At 69.0% G+C, this 17,121-nt stretch carries 17 protein-coding genes and 1 pseudogene; 4 read left to right on the top strand and 14 right to left on the bottom strand.

Annotation, left to right across the window (positions count from 1 at the left end; all coding sequences use genetic code 11):
* Window position 1: 1 nt before the first annotated feature.
* From BL254_RS03965 to BL254_RS03940, 6 genes are all read right to left on the bottom strand, one after another.
* Entirely contained in the window at window positions 2-910 is a 909-nt protein-coding gene (locus BL254_RS03965; RefSeq protein WP_013874379.1) for an ABC transporter permease, read from the bottom strand.
* The gene (locus tag BL254_RS03960; protein ID WP_076842551.1) at window positions 867-1,727 is read right to left on the bottom strand and encodes an ABC transporter ATP-binding protein; all 861 of its coding nucleotides are present in this window, start codon (window positions 1,725-1,727) and stop codon (window positions 867-869) included. The genes BL254_RS03965 and BL254_RS03960 overlap by 44 nt, the downstream gene beginning before the upstream one ends.
* A gap of 174 nt (window positions 1,728-1,901) precedes the next feature.
* Window positions 1,902-3,509 (bottom strand): ubiquinol-cytochrome c reductase cytochrome b subunit, encoded by a 1,608-nt coding sequence (locus BL254_RS03955; protein ID WP_076842550.1) that lies wholly within the window; start codon window positions 3,507-3,509, stop codon window positions 1,902-1,904.
* Window positions 3,506-4,711 (bottom strand): ubiquinol-cytochrome c reductase iron-sulfur subunit, encoded by a 1,206-nt coding sequence (locus BL254_RS03950; protein WP_076842549.1) that lies wholly within the window; start codon window positions 4,709-4,711, stop codon window positions 3,506-3,508. The genes BL254_RS03955 and BL254_RS03950 overlap by 4 nt, the downstream gene beginning before the upstream one ends.
* Window positions 4,708-5,511 carry a c-type cytochrome gene (locus tag BL254_RS03945; RefSeq protein WP_254857775.1) on the bottom strand — a complete coding sequence of 268 codons (804 nt, stop codon included), beginning with the start codon at window positions 5,509-5,511 and terminating at the stop codon, window positions 4,708-4,710. The genes BL254_RS03950 and BL254_RS03945 overlap by 4 nt, the downstream gene beginning before the upstream one ends.
* Before the next feature lie 13 nt (window positions 5,512-5,524).
* Window positions 5,525-6,163 (bottom strand): heme-copper oxidase subunit III, encoded by a 639-nt coding sequence (locus BL254_RS03940; protein WP_013874384.1) that lies wholly within the window; start codon window positions 6,161-6,163, stop codon window positions 5,525-5,527.
* A gap of 116 nt (window positions 6,164-6,279) precedes the next feature.
* Here BL254_RS03940 and BL254_RS03935 point away from each other — a divergent pair, with 116 nt between their 5' ends.
* Window positions 6,280-7,467 (top strand): cytochrome c oxidase assembly protein, encoded by a 1,188-nt coding sequence (locus BL254_RS03935; protein ID WP_047224453.1) that lies wholly within the window; start codon window positions 6,280-6,282, stop codon window positions 7,465-7,467.
* An 85-nt stretch (window positions 7,468-7,552) separates the two neighbouring features.
* Here BL254_RS03935 and BL254_RS03930 read toward each other — a convergent pair whose 3' ends face one another.
* The 3 genes from BL254_RS03930 to BL254_RS03920 all read right to left on the bottom strand — a co-directional run bounded on the left by BL254_RS03930 (window position 7,553) and on the right by BL254_RS03920 (window position 9,457).
* Complete coding sequence (locus tag BL254_RS03930; RefSeq protein ID WP_013874386.1) at window positions 7,553-8,149, bottom strand: DUF3501 family protein; 597 nt, start codon at window positions 8,147-8,149, stop codon at window positions 7,553-7,555.
* 240 nt (window positions 8,150-8,389) lie between these two features.
* Complete coding sequence (locus BL254_RS03925) at window positions 8,390-8,824, bottom strand: rubrerythrin family protein (protein ID WP_013874387.1); 435 nt, start codon at window positions 8,822-8,824, stop codon at window positions 8,390-8,392.
* A 228-nt stretch (window positions 8,825-9,052) separates the two neighbouring features.
* Window positions 9,053-9,457 (bottom strand): Fur family transcriptional regulator, encoded by a 405-nt coding sequence (locus BL254_RS03920; protein WP_043603786.1) that lies wholly within the window; start codon window positions 9,455-9,457, stop codon window positions 9,053-9,055.
* 442 nt (window positions 9,458-9,899) lie between these two features.
* Here BL254_RS03920 and BL254_RS03915 point away from each other — a divergent pair, with 442 nt between their 5' ends.
* Both BL254_RS03915 and trpD read left to right on the top strand, forming a co-directional pair.
* A complete protein-coding gene (locus BL254_RS03915) occupies window positions 9,900-10,316 on the top strand; it encodes a response regulator transcription factor (protein WP_076842547.1) in 417 nt (138 codons plus the stop codon).
* Between the two features lie 253 nt (window positions 10,317-10,569).
* Window positions 10,570-11,712 (top strand): anthranilate phosphoribosyltransferase, encoded by a 1,143-nt coding sequence (trpD, locus tag BL254_RS03910; RefSeq protein WP_076842546.1) that lies wholly within the window; start codon window positions 10,570-10,572, stop codon window positions 11,710-11,712.
* A gap of 243 nt (window positions 11,713-11,955) precedes the next feature.
* Here the strand turns inward: trpD and BL254_RS03905 are convergent, their stop codons facing one another.
* From BL254_RS03905 to BL254_RS28125, 5 genes and pseudogenes are all read right to left on the bottom strand, one after another.
* On the bottom strand, window positions 11,956-12,357 hold the full coding sequence (locus BL254_RS03905; protein ID WP_076842545.1) for a cytochrome c oxidase subunit 4: 402 nt from the start codon (window positions 12,355-12,357) through the stop codon (window positions 11,956-11,958).
* A 141-nt stretch (window positions 12,358-12,498) separates the two neighbouring features.
* A complete protein-coding gene (gene ctaD / locus BL254_RS03900) occupies window positions 12,499-14,175 on the bottom strand; it encodes a cytochrome c oxidase subunit I (RefSeq protein WP_076842544.1) in 1,677 nt (558 codons plus the stop codon).
* On the bottom strand, window positions 14,172-15,128 hold the full coding sequence (gene coxB, locus BL254_RS03895) for a cytochrome c oxidase subunit II (RefSeq protein WP_047224449.1): 957 nt from the start codon (window positions 15,126-15,128) through the stop codon (window positions 14,172-14,174). Before coxB ends, ctaD begins: the two co-directional genes overlap by 4 nt.
* Window positions 15,129-15,404: 276 nt before the next feature.
* Window positions 15,405-15,518 (bottom strand): annotated as a pseudogene (locus tag BL254_RS03890) (type II toxin-antitoxin system VapC family toxin); the annotation flags it as partial.
* A 23-nt stretch (window positions 15,519-15,541) separates the two neighbouring features.
* Entirely contained in the window at window positions 15,542-15,799 is a 258-nt protein-coding gene (locus BL254_RS28125) for a type II toxin-antitoxin system Phd/YefM family antitoxin (protein ID WP_076842637.1), read from the bottom strand.
* A 194-nt stretch (window positions 15,800-15,993) separates the two neighbouring features.
* On the opposite strand from BL254_RS28125, the gene BL254_RS28120 reads away from it, so the two are divergent.
* Window positions 15,994-16,668 (top strand): ATP-binding protein, encoded by a 675-nt coding sequence (locus BL254_RS28120; RefSeq protein ID WP_254857771.1) that lies wholly within the window; start codon window positions 15,994-15,996, stop codon window positions 16,666-16,668.
* Window positions 16,669-17,121: the final 453 nt, after the last annotated feature.

Raw genomic sequence — 17,121 nt, 5'->3', positions numbered from 1 at the left:
GCTACCGCGCGAGCCGGCCGAGCAGGGCGCTCGCCGCCAGGATCGTCACCCCGGCGGAGCCGATCAGGACGACGAAGTCGAGCGGCAGGTGGGAATGCGTGCCGATCAGCAGGCCGCGCAGCGCGTCGACCAGATAGCTCAACGGGTTGAGATAGCTGACCACCCGTACCCAGGACGGCATGATGTCGACCGGGTAGAGGGCGTTGCTGGCGAAGAACATCGGCATCATGATTGCCTGGCCGATGCCCATCAGCCGGTCCCGGGAGAGCACCAGCCCCGCGATCACGATGGACAGGCAGGCGAAGAACGCCGCGCCGATCACCACCGCCACCGCGGCGCCCACCAGCTTCAGCGGGTTGGCGGTCAGCCCGACGCCGAGCACCGCCGCGAGCAGCACGACGACGAACACCTGGATCAGCGCGCGCACCCCGGCGGCGAACGCCTTGCCCGTGACCAGCGCGGTGCGCGGTGTGGGCGTGACCATGAGCTTGGCCAGCACGCCCGCGTCCCGGTCCCAGATGATCTGGATGCCGTAGAAGATCGAGATGAACAGCGCGGACTGGGCGAGGATCCCCGGTGCCAGGTAGTCCAGGTACGGGACGGATCCGGTCGGGATGGCGTGGACGCGGTTGAACGTCACACCGAAGACCAGCAGCCACAGCGCGGGCTGGACGGCTCTGGTGTAGAGCTCCACCCGGTCGTGGCGCAGCTTCTGCAGCTCCACCAGGGACAGCGTGGCCAGCCGGCGCAGCAGCAGCCGGGCCGCGCCCAGCCGGCTGGTGTCGAAGTCGTCGTCGACGAGGCCGCCGGGCCAGGCCCTGTCGGCCGCGTTCCCGGCGGTCCGGGGATCCCGCTCCCCCGGAGCGCTAGCCAACCCGGCGGGCGGCACGGCGGGTGTGCTGGACGCCACGGAAATCACCTGCCTCGTTGCCGTTGCCGGCGAGCGCATCGCCGGTGTGGTGCCGGAACACGTCCTCCAGGCTGGCCCGCGCGCCCAGCGCGGCCTTCAGCTCGCCGGGCACGCCGATGACCTGCACCCGGCCGGCGTGCATCAGCGCGACCCGGTCGCAGAGGACGTCGGCCTCCTCCATGTAGTGGGTGGTCAGCAGTACCGCCATGCCGTGCTCCTCGCGCAGGCGCAGGACGTGCTCCCAGACGCTGTCGCGGGCGATCGGGTCGAGCCCGACGGTCGGCTCGTCGAGGATGAGCAGCCGTGGCGCGTTGACCAGGGCCTGGGCCAGTTCCAGACGGCGGACCATCCCGCCCGAGTAGGTGCGTGCCAGCCGGTCGGCGACGTCGGTCAGGCCCATGGCCGCCAGCGCCTGGTCGACCCGGGCCCGTCGCTGCCGGCGCGGGACGTCGAACAGGCCGGCGAACAGCGCGACGTTCTCGCGTCCGGTCAGCCCGCTGTCCGCGGAGAGCATCTGCGGTACGTAGCCGATCAGCCGCCGGGTCCGGATCGGCTGGCGGGCCGCGTCCACCCCGAAGACGAGAACCGAGCCGGCCGCCGGCCGCAGCAGCGTCACGATGACGCGGATCGCCGTGGTCTTGCCGGCACCGTTCGGCCCGAGCAGGCCGACGATCTCCCCGGGGGCGAGGGTGAGGTCGAGGGAGTCGACCGCGGTCTTCTCGCCGAACCGGTAGGTCAGCCCTCGGACGTCCAGCGCCGGCGAGTCATCCGGGGCTGGCGTGGACGCGGTCGGTGACACGGAATGATCGATGGACATCCGACCTCCATATCTTTTTCTTTCTACAACTAACTATCCACCCCCGCGGTTGTCGCGTCACCTGTCCCGGTCGAACATCCACCCGAACACCCACAAAAGGCCTGGGCCTCCCGCCTCCGGATGACGGAGGTGGAAGGCCCCAGGTAAACCTCGCGGCAAGAAGACCCCAGCCGGTCAGTGCCCGCCCTCGGGATGCTGCGAGGAGGAGCCGGTCGGCTCCGGCTGGCGTTCCTCCTCCTCGACGAAGAAGCCGCTGACAGCCCGGCCCGCGCGACGCACGAGAGCACCCTTGGCATGCCCATCCCCCGCGGACGGCAGGGCCACCCGGTCGGTCGGCACCCGGGGGTGGTCGGGCACCGGCGGCAGCTTCGGCCGGTGCTCCTCCACGAACTCCCCGTTGGGCAGCTGCTGGATGATCCCGGTCTCGATGCCGTGTTCGGCGATCTCGCGGTCACGTTCCTGCAGGTGGATGYACAGCTTCCTGGTGAGGTAGAAGACGATCGGCGGCAGGACGATGGCGCCGACCCGTCCCGCCCAGGTCATCGCGTTCAGCGAGATGTCGAACGTCTTGGCGATGACGTCGTTGCCACCCGAGATCCACAGCACCAGGTAGAACGTGATGGCGAAGGCGCCGAGGCCGGTGCGGGTGGGCGCCTCGCGCGGACGCTGCAGCAGGTTGTGCGACTCCTTGTCGCCGGTGACCTTCGCCTCGATGAACGGGTACACCGCCAGCAGGGTGAACAGGATGCCGGGCAGGATCAGCGTCGGCCAGAACACCGCCGGGACCGTGTGCCCGAGCCCGCGGAACTCCCACGGCGGGAACAGCCGGGTCGACCCGTCGAGGAAGCCGATGTACCAGTCCGGCTGGGATGCGGAGCTGACGTTCGCCGGGTCGTACGGCCCGAAGGCCCAGATCGGGTTGATCTGGGCGAGGCCCCCGAGCAGGGCGARCATCGCGAACACCAGCATGAAGAAGCCGCTGGACTTCGCCGCGAAGACCGGGAAGACCCGGTGTCCGACGACGTTGTGCTCGGTCTTGCCCGGACCGGGGAAGTCGGTGTGCTTCTGGTGCCAGAGGATGCCCAGATGGGCGCCGATCAGCGCCAGCAGGATGCCCGGCACCAGCAGGATGTGGACGACGTACAGCCGGGGAATGAAGTTCTCGCCCGGCCACTCACCGTTGAAGACGAGGAAGGACGCCCAGGTGCCGACGACCGGGATCGACTGCGCGATGGACGAGGCGATCCGCAGCCCGGTACCGGAGAGCAGGTCGTCCGGCAGCGAGTAGCCGGCGAAGCCCTCCAGGATGCCCAGCACGAACAGGCCGACACCGATCAGCCAGTTGACCTCGCGGGGCTTGCGGAAGGCACCGGTGAAGAACACCCGCATCAGGTGCACCAGGATGGACGCGACGAACAGCAGCGCGGCCCAGTGGTGGATCTGGCGGAAGACCAGRCCCGCGCGGGTGTCGAAGCTGATCTCCAGGGTCGACGCGTAGGCGCGGCTCATCTCCACGCCCTTGAGCGGCACGTACGAGCCGTCGTAGACGACCTCGGTGTTGCTCGGGTCGAAGAACAGCGTCAGATAGATGCCGGTCAGCACCAGGATGACGAAGCTGTAGAGGGCGATCTCCCCGATCATGAAGGACCAGTGGTCGGGGAACACCTTGTTCAGGTTGCGCCGCAACGCCCCCTGCGTGCCGAACCGTTCGTCGGCCGCCCGGTTGAGCGCGCGGACGGGACCCGGCCTCTTGACCAGGGGTGGCGGTGGGACGGTGGTCATGAGCGCTCCCAGAAGGCGGGACCGATGGGCTCGGTGAAGTCGCCGTCTCGTGCGATGAAATATCCGTCCGCGTCAACGTCGATCGCCAGTTGTGGCAGGGACCGGCTGGCCGGCCCGAAGATCGCTCGGCATCCGTCCAACACATCGAACACGGACTGGTGACAGGGGCAGAGCAGGTGGTGGGTCTGCGCCTCGTAGAGGCTGACCGGGCAGCCCGCGTGAGTGCAGATCTTGGAGTAGGCGACGTGGCCGTCGTAGGCCCAGTTCTCCCGGCCCGGCCGCGGCCGGTTCTCGTCCGGCCCGAGCCGGATCAGGACGGTGGCGCTGTCGGCCTTCTGGTGCAGGGTGRGCTGGGGCTCGTAACGGACCCTGCCGTCGGGCTCGGTGACCGGGACCGCCGGGAACACCGTCTCGATGCCGCCGATGGAGATGTCACCGAGCCTGACCGGGGTGYCCTCCCCGGTGACCAGCCGGGCGCCCTTCACCCAGTGGGTGTGGCCGAGCTGTTTGCCCGGCTTGCGGTTGGTCAGGTTCAGCAGCGGTACCACCAGCAGGGCGCCGAGCACCGTGCCCGCGCCGAGCAGGGTCCGGCGGATCAGCGGCCGGCGGGCCAGCCCGGTGTCGGCGTAGCCGAGGGCGACCGTCTCCTCGGTGGCGGCGATCTCCTCGTCCGCGGACCTGAAGGGGTGCCGCTCCTGGACGGCCTCCTCGTGCGGCATGAGCCGCTTGGCCCAGATGATGATCCCGAACCCGATGCCGCCCACGGCCAGGGCGAGCGCGGCGCCCAGGGCCGGGGTGTAGTACTCCTTGTGCTTGTCACCGACGAAGTTGGTGACAACGAACCCGACCGTCCCGATGATCGAAATCACGAACCAGAACGCGGCCTGCCGCTCGGCCCGGCGTTCGGCCCGGCGGTCGAGCGCCTCGGCGTGGGGATCACGTACACCCACGCCCCGCTCGGGCGGCTCGGCCAGCAGGACCGTCGACCCCGCGCGGGTCGCGTCGGTCTGGTGCTCAGGGGTACCGAGACGCTCGGGACCGTCGTCGTGGCCCTGACTCAGTTCGGGTCCGCCAGCGCTGACGTCGGACCCGGGTGSGGGCTGCCCTGACGGCTTCACCGGGTGCTTGGCCCTGTCGAAGATGCTGCCGCCGCTGTCGTCGGGCGCGCCCGGGCCGGCGTTGTCGTCGTCCTGCTTGCTCATACCTTCTGCCTCGCTCCGATCCACAGGCACACCGCGAGCAGGCCGCCGATTCCGACCAGCCAGGCCAGCAGCCCCTCAGGAACCGGGCCGTACTTACCAAGACCGTGGCCGCCGGCGGCCGGAGCCTCGCTGACGTGCCGGATGTACTTGGCGATCGCGACCGCGTCGGCCTCGTCGACCTGCCCCGGGCCGAACAGGGGCATCGACTCCGGACCGGTCCGCATCGCCTCGATGATCTGAGTCGGGGTGGCGTGGCTGAGGTCCGGCGCGTACTTGCCGTAGGTCAGCGGCGCGCCCGCACCCGCGGCCTGGTGGCACTGGGCGCAGTTGGCCCGGTACAGCTCCCCGCCGTGGGCCAGGTCGGCGTCGTTCCACTCGGCCTCGTCGATGACCGGCTTCCGCGGGCCGCCGCCGAGGCTGTCGATGTAGGCGGCCAGCTGGTCGATCTGCGTCTGACTGTAGATCGGGTCCTTGCGCTTGGCCTGCGCGCCCGGCGCCGCCAGCGGCATCCGCCCGGTGCTGACCTGGAAGTCGACCGCGGCCGACCCGACGCCGATCAGGCTCGGGGCCTGGTTGCCGCCCTGGCCCTGCAGGCCGTGGCAGCTTGAGCAGCCCTGGAGGTAGAGGGCYCGCCCCGCCCGGACGGCCTCGTTGGTCRCCGCGGTGTCCTCGGCCGTCCCACGCGGAGCGAACGCCGTCCACAACACGCCGGTGGYCGCGAGCGCCACCAGCAGGACCACGGCCGAGGAACGCCGACGCCGGCGTACGGATGCGCGGGCAGCGCCCGTAGATGCAGTCATGTCGCTCACTGGCTCACTGGAGGAGGTAGATGGTCGCGTACAGGCCGATCCAGACGACGTCGACGAAGTGCCAGTAGTACGACGTCACGATCGCGGACGTCGCCTTCTCGGGCGTGAACCTGCCGTAGGTCGACCGGGCCAGCACGATCACGAAGGCGACGAGCCCACCGATGACGTGCAGGCCGTGGAAGCCGGTCGTGAGGTAGTACACGGAGCCGTAGGCATGGGACGAGATCGAGAACTCGTTCTCGCGGAAGTACTCCCACGCCTGGCCGCCGACGAACACCAGACCCATGATCAGGGTGATGACGTACCAGCGGCGCAGCCCGTAGACGTCACCGCGCTCGGCGGCGAACACGCCGAGCTGGCAGGTCAGACTGGAGAGCACCAGGATCGTCGTGAAGAAGAGCGCGAAACCGACGTGCAGGTGGACCGGGCCGTACTCGGACCCCGCGGGAACGCCGGTGGTCGGCGGCCAGTTGTCGCTGTCGACCGATCGGATCGTGTAGTACATCGCGAACAGGGCCGCGAAGAACATCAGCTCCGATGACAGCCACACGATCGTTCCGACCGAAACCATCGAGGGACGGTTGGCCGTCGGATGCGGCGGCGGAGCTTTCTCAAGGACGGAGGCGGAGGCCACGTCGGTCATTCTGGCACGCGATCCGTCAGGCGCCACCGTAGGTTCGACATTCGGTAGGACTACGAGCTGTCGAGGGTTCGACCGAACCCCCGTCCGACCCCGATCGGAGTGAGGTGACAGGGCCTGTGACCAGTCCCGGCGCCCTTGCCACGGCAGGCGCGGGAAGCCTGCTCGCATCGTCCGGGCAGGGAGAACTTCCACCGCCACCGACCGTCGGGCGAATGCTGCTGCACATCTCGCCGGAGCCCGGCCCGTTGCTGCTGGTCGCCCTCATGGGCGGGTTGTACCTGTTTGGAGTGAGCAGACTCACAGATCGTGGAGACGCCTGGAGCCGCTGGCGGACGGCCTCCTGGCTGGCCGGCCTGGTGGTGGTCGCCTACGCGCTCGTCGGTGGGATAGCCGCCTACGACACCGCCCTGTTCAGCGCGCACGCCGTCCAGCACATGCTGCTCGGCACGGTCGCGCCCATCCCGCTCGCGCTGGGCGCCCCCGTGACGCTGGCGCTGCGGGCCCTGCCGCTGCGTCCCCGCCGGCTGCTGGTACGGCTGCTGCACAGCCGGGTGGCGCGGGTGGTCACCTTCCCGCTGGTCGGCTTCGCCGCGTTCATCGTGAGCCTCTACGGGCTGTACTTCACCGGCCTGTACGAGGCGTCGATGCGGCACACGGCGCTCCATCTGTTCCTGCACGTGCACTTCCTGGCCGTCGGCTGCCTGTTCTACTGGCCGATCATCGGACTCGACCCGATGCCGGGACGGCTGCCGTACTGGGGACGGCTGCTCCTGCTGTTCGTGACCTTCCCGATGCACGCGCTGTGGGCGCTGGCGATGTTCACCACCAACGAGGTCTTCGCCGCGGACTGGTATGCCGAGCTCGGCCGGACCTGGGGGTCCAGCCCGCTCGGCGACCAGCAGACCGGCGCCGGGCTGATGTGGGCCGCCGGCGAGGTGGTCGGCGCCATGGTGTTCGTCGCGTTGTTCATCCAGTGGTCACGGGCGGACGGCCGGGAGGCCGCCCGCGAGGACCGCCGCCTGGACCGGCTGCTCGACACCGCCGCGAGCCCCGCCCGAGCACGCCCGGGCACACCCGGGCACCCCGCGACCGAGCGGGACGGGGCAGCCGGACGGCCGCGGGAGACGGAACAGAATGCGGATCGGGAGCTCGGGCCCGTTCCGGAGGCGGATCCGGAAGCCGAGCTGCTCGCCCGGGAGGCCGCCTACAACGCCTGGCTCGCCCGGCTCGCCGCGAACGACACCGCCGCCCCACGGCGGCCCGCGACCGTCCGCGACAGGACACCGGGGACGGAGCAGGGCTGACGAGCCAGGCCAGGCAGGCCGACAGGAAGGCCGGGCCGGAGCGCCGGCAGCCGGCTACGTGGCGGACTACCAGCCGCGTAGGCGGTCAGCCGCGTAGCGCGAGGTCCGCGATCAGGGACGTCCTGGTCGTGCCGGTGATCGGTGTCGCCTCGTTGTAGGCGGGATGGTCGACCACCAGCTCGACCGGCACGGCCGGATCCCGGAAGGCGTCCCGGGTGTCGTCGTTGAGGAGGAACCGCAGCATGTGCACGGACACGGTCTGGCTCGGGACGTCCGGGTCCTCGTCGGGGCCGAGAATCTCCTCGGCCGGCACCGGTACGCCGCCGATCTCCAGCCGGATGCTGCGCTGCACGCCGGCCAGCCGCTCCAGCTCCGCGCGCACGGCGTCCAGGACGTCAAGCTCGATGAACAGGGTGGCGGTCAGCGTGTGGCTGGAGGGCAGCAGGCGGGAATAGATGTCGATCTCGTGGGCGACCTCCGAGGGATCGCGCAGCCGTTCGGTGTAAACCATCTCCTGCACCTGGTAGCGCAGGGTCTGCTCGTTCTCGAACTCGAACAGGAGCATGTCGCCGACCCGGATTCGGCGCTCCGCCCTCACCGGCAGGATGCGGGCGCGCAGGCTCGGCCGTTGGGCGGAGTAGACCTCGGGGTCGGTGATGATGTCGGCGACACTGAGCGCCATCGTTGGGACTCCCTGACGATCATCGAAGGCATGGGCGGCGCGCCGGATGTTACGCCGACATCCGCCAGATCATGAAGCGGCCGGGATGCCGTCCGCCGGGCACACGCCGACAACGTCACGCGCCGACAACGTGTAGTGGCCGGGGCGGACGCGACCTGTGCGTCCACCCCGGCCAGCTACCTTCTCGGCGGCAGGCGGCTCCGCCCTGGTGACAGCCCGAAGCGGTACGGCCTGCCGGAGTTATTCCGCCGCGACTGTGTCCAGCGTGTCCAGGGCCTTCTGGAAGCGGCCGGCGTGGGTCTTCTCGGCCCGCGCGAGGGTGGCGAACCAGTCGGCGATCTCCTCGAAACCCTCCTCACGGGCGGTCTTGGCGAAGCCCGGGTACATCGCGGTGAACTCGTAGGTCTCCCCCGCCACGGCGCTGGCAAGGTTCTTGGCGGTGTCACCGATCGGGCTCCCCGTCGCCGGGTCGCCGACCTTGGCGAGGAAGTCCAGGTGGCCGAAAGCGTGACCGGTCTCACCCTCGGCGGTGTCGCGGAAGAGCGAGCTGACATCGGTCAGGCCCTCGATGTCCGCCACCCGGGCGAAGTAGAGGTAGCGGCGGTTCGCCTGGCTCTCGCCGGCGAACGCCTCCTTGAGGTTGTCGTGCGTCTTCGTGCCGTCAAGCTTGGACATACATGCTCCTTCTTTCGGCTGCGGTCACCTCTGGTGACCTTCTTTCGGGTGCGGTCACCTCTGGTGACCTTCTTCAAGTGCGGTCACCTCTGGTGCGAGGCGACGTCCTTGGGGTGCGGCCGTCCAGGATGGTGACGACCGCTCGGATGAGTGGCTCGCGGCGGCGCGGGAAACCTCGAGTGGGACACCGGCCGCGCGACAGCCGCTGGTGTTCAGGGCTTCCGGTGATCAACCACCCGGTCGACAGGACGGACACAGGCCGCGCAACTGCAGGTCGTAGCCTGTGATCGCGAAGCCGGTGCTGTGCGCGAGCTCGTCGACCATCATCTCCACCGGGCTCGGCAGATCGATGTCCACGGCTTGTCCACAGCGGTCACAGACCAGATGGTCGTGACGGCTGGTGTTCCCGTCGTAGCGGGCGGCCGTACCGTTGCCGAGGCTGAGCTCGAGGGCCTGTCCGGCCTGGACGAGCAGCCCCAGAGACCGGTAGACGGTGGCAGCGCCGATACCTGGCGCGACTTCTCGGACGCGATCGTAGACCTCGGCCGCTGTCGGATGGTTGTGGGCAGTCTGAAGCACCTCCAGCACCGCGCGGCGCTGGGGGGTGAGACGGAGAGCCTGCTGACCGTCCATGTCACATCCGATGTTGTCACGTCCGATGCCGTTGGTAGACGCGCCCCGCCCTGGCCAACCGTCCGCAATTATCTTGTGACGTTTGGTCATGGCTGGCCGCGACTGACTTTGCTGCGCTCGACACCCTTGAGAACGAGTCTCATTCTCTACCAGAGGACGGCGGTCCCGCAAACCCGCCGCGCCCGGCCTGGCGGACCAGGCGATGACACATCGGCATCTCCCCTGCGTGTCCCGCACAGCTCCCGGTGCCGCGACCGTGGGCGTCACCTGTCAGCACGATCGGATACCCTGCGGGCGGGTCCCTCACCATGGGCACACATCACGCCATGGGCGCACACCCACCATGGGCGCACACTGCCGCGGTCGCGGTGTGTGGCTCCTCGACGCTCCCATCGGGCGCCATCCTGCCAACGGCCGCTTCGAGTGAAAGGCCTGCGGTCGCATGAGTACCGTTCTCGTGTACGCGGACAAGCCCGAAGTCCGGGAGCAGGTGAAGCTCGCCATCGGCCCGCTTCCCGACCGCGAACTCGGCATCCTGGAGTTCCTGGACGCCGCGGACGGCCCGTCCGTGATCGACGCGGTCGACCACGGGGAAGCCGACATCTGCGTCCTGGACGCCRAGGCCGCCCCCAGCGGGGGTATGGGCCTGTCCCGGCAGATCAAGAACGAGATCCCCAACCCCCCGCCCACCGTCCTGCTGGTCGCCCGCCGGGACGACCGCTGGCTGGCGAGCTGGTCGCTGGCGGACGCGGTGGTCGCTCACCCGGTCGACCCCGCCGAGCTCACCGAGGTCGTCGTCACGCTGCTGCGCCGCCGGCACGCGCCGGCGCCCCGCGCGCAGTCCTCCCCCGCTCACTGACACGCCCCTTCCCTGCTGACGKCAGTGCCCTGGGGCCAAGGCGCCCAACGCCCGGCCACAGCCCCACCCGGCGCGCCGGCCCGGCCGGTGCGCCAGCCCGGTCGGGCTACCCGCGATCCGTCCGAGAAACAGTCCGCGCGGTACCCGGATGGCCGGACGGCACGAACAGCTCGGCGGTCCGGGAGCAGCCGGGGCGGCGGGAACGACCGGACGCCAGGAACAACCAAGTACGATCACAACGGGGAAGACAGGGATGATGGCCACGCCAACAGGCACGGAGCCAACAGGCACGGACAGGGACGAGCCGGTCGTACCCGTACCCGCCGGCCAGCCGAGCTGGGCCGAACTTCTCACGCTGCTCCTGCGCGGGGACTCGCTACGCGCCGAGGAGGCCGGCTGGGCGATGCGGCAGATCATGTCCGGCGCGGCGTCACCCGCCCGGATCGCCGGCTTCGCGGTGGCGCTACGGGCCAAGGGTGAGACCTCCGAGGAGGTCCGCGGCCTGGTCGAAGCGATGCTCGACCACGCCGCGCCGCTGGAGGTCTCCGACGAGGTCCGGGAACGCGCGGTGGACACCTGCGGCACCGGCGGAGATCGATCACATTCGGTGAACATATCGACCATGGCGGCGCTCGTGGTCGCCGGATCCGGCATCCCCGTGATCAAGCATGGCAACCGGGCCGCGTCCTCGCGCTGCGGCACGGCCGACCTGCTGGAGGAACTCGGCGTCGTCATCGACCTGCCGCCGGCCGCCGTCGGCACCTGCCTGGCCCGGGCGGGTGCGGCCTTCTGTTTCGCCCCGGTCTTCCATCCGGCCATGCGGCACGCGGCCGGGACGCGCCGTGAGCTCGGCGTGCCCACCTTCTTCAACATCCTCGGGCCGCTGACCAACCCGGGCCGGCCCGCCTCCCAGGCCATCGGGGTCGCCGACCCACGGCTGGCCCCGGTCGTCGCGGGCGTGCTCGCCGCGCGCGGCACCCGGGGCCTGGTGTTCCGGGGCGACGACGGCCTCGACGAGCTCACGCCGACGACCACGTCGACGGTATGGGTGGTCAGTGGCGGCACGGTCCGGCAGGAGGCCTTCGACCCACGAACGGTGGGCATCCAGCCCGGCGACCCCGCGGAGCTGCGGGGCGGTGACGCCGCCCACAACGCCGAGGTCGCCCGTGCCCTGCTGGCCGGACGTCGCGGGCTGGTACGCGATGCCGTCCTGCTGGCCGCCGCGACGGCTCTGATCGCCTCCACCGGGCCGACCGCCGCACCGGTGAGCGAGCAGATCCAGCGTCAGCTCAGCCGGGCCGCCTGGTCGCTGGATTCCGGCGCGGCCGAAGCCGCGCTGGGGCGCTGGGTCAGGACGAGCCAGGCGGCTGCCGCCGCCGCGTCCACCGGCGTCTGAGGCCAGGGCAGCACCGGTTCACCCAGAGGCCGGTTTTCACCCAGGACAGATCCGGCCCCTGCCGGAGGACCTGTCACGTACGTCCGTTCGCGTAAGTCCGTACCGATGGGCGCCGACAGACGGAAGTTCCATCCAGAGCAGGTCAGGCCCTGTCTCACCTGGGCTGTCCCGCGCGTGGGCGGCCGGTCCAACCCAGGGCCACCTGTTTCCGGTGGGCCGGCGTCCGGCCCACCGGAAACAGGATCAGTCTTCGGGGACGGGTGGGTGCCACAGGTTCTCGAACAGCAGGCCTGTGACGAAGAACAGCGTCAGGATCCCGCCGATCAGACCGAGCCAGACACCGAAGACGATGCCGAAGACGACCAGGCTGGCGCTGAACGCGATAAAGATCGGATAGTAGCTACCCGGTGTGAAGTGCCCGAGTTCCCCGGCCCCGTCGGCGACCTCGGCGTCGGGCAGGTCCTGTGGCYGCGCTCCGATCCGGCGGGCGGTGAACAGCAGATATCCACCGACCAGCAGGCCGAGGCCGCCGCACAGTGCCAACGCGACGGTGCCGGTCGGATCCTGTGATGTGAACCAGTAGACCACGTCAACCGCCGCGCAGAAGATTGTGAATACGAGGAAGACCACGCCTTCGATCTTCATGGCTACCGCTCCTCCCTTGCGGCCTCCGCCGACGCGAAAAAATCATCGCATCGGCTTCGGCCAGTGCCTCTCTCGGCCTCCGCCGACGCGACAACATCATCGCATCGGCTTCGGCTGGTCTCCTGCCGGCCCACGGGCCGGCTATTTGATTTCAGGCGTGGCGTGGTAGTCCACGCTGCCCGCCGCCTGCGGATAGTGCAGGTCGAAAGCCGGCCGTTCCGAGCGGATACGCGGCAGCGAGCGGAAGTTGTGGCGCGGCGGCGGGCAGGACGTCGCCCATTCCAGGGAGTTCCCGTAGCCCCACGGGTCGTCCACGACAGCCAGCTCGCCCTTCTTGTACGAACGCCAGACGTTGTAGATGAACGGCAGGGTCGAGGTGGCCAACAGGAAGGCGCCGGCCGTGGAGATCGTGTTGTAGGTGGTGAAACCGTCGGTGGGCGAGTAGTCGGCGACCCGGSGCGGCATGCCCTTCACGCCCAGCCAGTGCTGGATCAGGAAGGTCAGGTGGAAGCYGAAGAACAACGCCCAGAAATGGATCTTCCCGAGTTTCTCGTCGAGCAGCCGCCCGGTGACCTTGGGGAACCAGAAGTAGATCCCGGCGTACGCGGCGAAGACCACCGAGCCGAAAACGACATAGTGGAAGTGCGCGACCACGAAGTAGCTGTCACTGACGTGGAAGTCGATCGGCGGGCTGGCCAGCAGCACGCCGGTGAGGCCGCCGAAGAGGAACGTCACGAGAAAGCCCAGCGCGAACAACATGGGCGTCTCGAAGGTGATCTGCCCTCGCCACAGAGTGCCGATCCAGTTGAAGTACTTCATCCCGGTCGGCACCGCGATCAGGAAGGAGAGGAAGGCGAAGAACGGCAGCAGGACGGCCCCGGTGGCGAACATGTGGTGTGCCCACACCGCCACCGACAGCGCGCCGATACCGACCGTCGCGAAGACCAGCCCCTTGTACCCGAACAGCGGCTTGCGGGAGAAGACCGGCAGGACCTCGCTGATGATGCCGAAGAACGGCAGGGCGATGATGTAGACCTCGGGATGGCCGAAGAACCAGAACAGGTGCTGCCACAGGATCGCGCCGCCGTTGGCCGCGTCGAATATGTGCGCGCCCAGTCGGCGGTCCGCCTCAAGCGCGAGCAGCGCGCCGGTGAGGACCGGGAAGGCGATCAGCACCAGGATCGAGGTGATCAGGAAGTTCCAGCAGAAGATGGGCAGCCGGAACATCGTCATACCCGGCGCCCGCAGGCAGAGAATCGTCGTGATCATGTTGACCGCGCCGAGGATGGTACCCAGACCGGACAGCGCCAGGCCGAGAATCCACAGGTCGGCGCCGGCCCCCGGCGAATAGAGCGAGTTGTTCAGCGGCGCGTAGGCGAACCAGCCGAAGTCCGCCGCGCCGTTGGGGGTCAGGAATCCCGTGACGACGGTCAGGCTGCCGAAGAGGAAGAACCAGTAGGACAGCGCGTTCAGCCGGGGGAAGGCCACGTCCGGCGAGCCGATCTGCAGCGGTATCAGGAAGTTCGCGAACGCGAACRCCATGGGCGTGGCGAACATCAGCAGCATCAGCGTGCCGTGCATCGTGAACAGCTGGTTGAACTGTTCGTTCGACACGATCTGCAGACCAGGCCGGGCGAGCTCGATCCGCATCAGCTCGGCCATGATCCCGGCGAAGAGGAAGAAGATGAAGGAGGTCACGCCGTAGAGCAGGGCGATGTCCTTGTGGGACGTCGTCCGCAGGTAGCCGAGCAGGTTCGTCCGCGGCCTGGTGTGGAGATCCTCGACGTGGCCGGCCGGCGGCTCGTGCACCAGTGTCACTGTCGGCTCCCGGAGGTGTTCGGTGCGGCGGATGTCTGCGCGGGCGCCCCGGCGGCGGTGACTGTGGCCGGGGTCACGTCCGAGACCGGACGGGTCCGTTCGGCGATGAACCGGTCGTACTCGTCACCGGGGACCACCTTGACGGAGAAGTTCATCCGGTCGTGGTCGACCCCGCACAGCTCCGCGCAACGGCCCACGAAGGTACCGGTTTTGGTGATCGTGAGCTGGAACTGGTTGATCCGGCCGGGGACCACGTCCCGCTTGAACAGGAAGTCGGGCACCCAGAAGGAGTGGATCACATCCGGCGAGGTCTCGATGAAGCGGATCGTCCGGTTCTGCGGGAGCACCAGGACGGCTGGCTCCCCGGGCCTGCCGGTGACCTCTATCGGGGCGGTGCCGTCGCGGCCGGTGTCGAGATAGCGGAACTGCCAGTTCCAGCGGAAACCGATCACGTTGACGGTGACGTCCGGGTCGGGTGGCAGCCGGTTGATCTCGATCTCGTCGCGGGCCGTGTAGTAGAACAGCCCGGCCACGATGACCAGAGGCACGACGGTGTACAGGATCTCGACCGGCAGGTTGTACCGGACCTGCCGCGGCAGGTCGTCCGACCGCTTCCGGAACACAATGATCGCATAGAAGATCAGGCCCCAGGTGAACACGCCCACGGCGAGCGCCGCGATCGAGGAGCCCTGCCACAGGTTCAGAATGCGCGGTGTCTGGTCCGTCACTCCGTCGGGGAAACCGAAGTTGGGAACATCACACCCGGTCGCGGTCATGACGAGCAGCGCGAGCCCGGCCGTCAGGGCCAGGCGGCGCCGCCGCGGCCGGGCGCGGGCGGCGCGGTGATCAGAACCTCGCGCGCGGTTCGTACTCCCCGCCCGGGCAGCGTCGGAGGCGGCCGCTTCCTCGACATCGGCGGGCAACGGCCGAGGTCGGCCGAAGGATCGGGTCACCAGGTCCTGCCTCCCACGAATGCGTCGGCCCGGGCGAACCAACCCGGTCGACGCAGGGCTCTTCGACAAGCTGTAGATGCTGCGGCAGGAGCGTATCCCAGCTACCCGTCCGGCATCACGCCAGAGCCCCGACAGGTGAGCCCTCCCGCCCCGAGAAAGGCATCCCGGGCAACCCGCCGGAGCCCCTTTTCGCCCCGCCGTCGGCTTGCGGCGCGACAGACGACCCGTCGCGACCCGCAGCGACGGGGCCTTCCCGAACCCGTGGCGGGATGACGCCTATGCCTCCACCGCGAGGACGCCGGGAAGATCGGTAAAACGGGCTTTGACGTCGCGGCTGAGGACGATCCGTCCGGTCTCGGCCGCATGGGCCGCGATGATCAGATCGTGGGCGATGAGGATGTTGCTGTCGAGGATCAGGCGGCGGCCCACGGGTCACCCTCGTCCACGGCCAGGTGACCGACCGCCTCCGCGATGTCCRCTTCGAAGGCGTCATCCGGTGGCGCGGTGCCGACAAGCACGGCTCGAAGGTCGACTCCGGTCCGCCGACGCGCCGGCCCAATTTCCGCGATCGAACGGTTACCTCGTGTAATTACAATGGTCTCACCAGCCTCGATCGCGTCAAGCAGGTCCGAGAACCTGCGGGACGCCTCGGTTGCCGTTACAGTAAGCATGATCATCGTCAAATCCGAAAATCAGATACGACACCGACGGCCGGCCCACCGTCGCCGGCCTGCTCGCGCTCGGCGTCCACCCTCAGCAGTGGTTTCCCCGGTACGTCATCCRGGCATCGGCCGAGCCGCTGTCGACCGATCCCGCTGGAACACGCGCCAGGAACMAGGTCACGATCACCGGATCCATTCCACGGATGCTCGACGCCGCGCTGCTGTGGGCCAGACGTACGTTCGACACGTCGATCGTCTCCGAGGCGGACGGTACCGTGCACGACCGTCCCACCTATCCGTTCGTCGCCTTCCGTGAACTGGTCGCCAACGCCCTGGTCCACCGTGACCTCGACCACTGGTCCGCCGGCCTCGCCGTCGAGGTACGGCTGCGGAGGGACCGCCTCGTCGTGGCGAATCCGGGCGGGCTGTACCGCATCACCGTCGACTGMCTCGGCCGGGACRCCGTCACCTCGRCACGCAACGCCAGGCTGGTCGCCATCTGCCAGCACGTCCGCTCCCCGGAGACCGGCGCCCGCGTCATCGAAGCTCTCGCAAGCGGTATCCCGACCATTACCGACGCGCTCGCCGCATACCATCTGCCGCCCGCCCACTACATCGACAGCGGCATCCGGTTCACCGTCGTCCTCCAGCGGAGGACAGCCACGCCGGCCGAGACGGATCTGAACACCACGGAACTGCGGATCCACCAGGCTCTTGCCAAGGGAACGCGGACCGTTTCGGAGCTGGAAAGAGATCTGGGACTGACCGCCCCCACCATCCGCAGGGCACTTCGTCGGCTGCGCGGTCGAGGTCTGATCGTCCAGCTCGGCGGCAGAGGACGCCCCACCGTCTACCAGCGCCTGGACGAAACGTCGTGACCATCCGGATCCATAAGGCGGCTCTCAGGATGTGTCCGGGCAGCCGGACGATACATCGACCGGCAGAACGGCCGTCAACCTGATAGGGGGACGGAAGATGCCGATGGCGGCGGGCTCGGACAGTTCGGGTCAGCTTTTACCCGGCGGAATCCGATCAGTCGGCCCGCGTCCTGACCGCTCTCGGATCCGCCCAGCTCCACGACGATGCAGTCGCCGACACGGAGGGACTGGAGTACGGAGGATTCGGCGGGGAAGCATGCGCCTCCCGCGGCAGGCCGTCCGACACACACCCGGTCCGGCATAACAGAGGTGACCATGCCGACGAAGTCGCCGGCCGGCCCGGAGGAACCGCAGGAAGCTGCCGTCATCGCTCCGAGAAAAACAGCGAAAAGCATGTTCGGCCGCCCGCCGCCGGCTCTTCGAAGCACCGCCCTCATGTCACTCCTCGTTGTC

Origin of the sequence: Protofrankia sp. BMG5.30, assembly GCF_001983005.1 — a bacterium.
GTDB classification, from domain to species: domain Bacteria; phylum Actinomycetota; class Actinomycetes; order Frankiales; family Frankiaceae; genus Protofrankia; species Protofrankia coriariae.
Note: the sequence above shows the minus strand (reverse complement) of the source record. Positions and strands in the feature narration are given on the sequence as shown.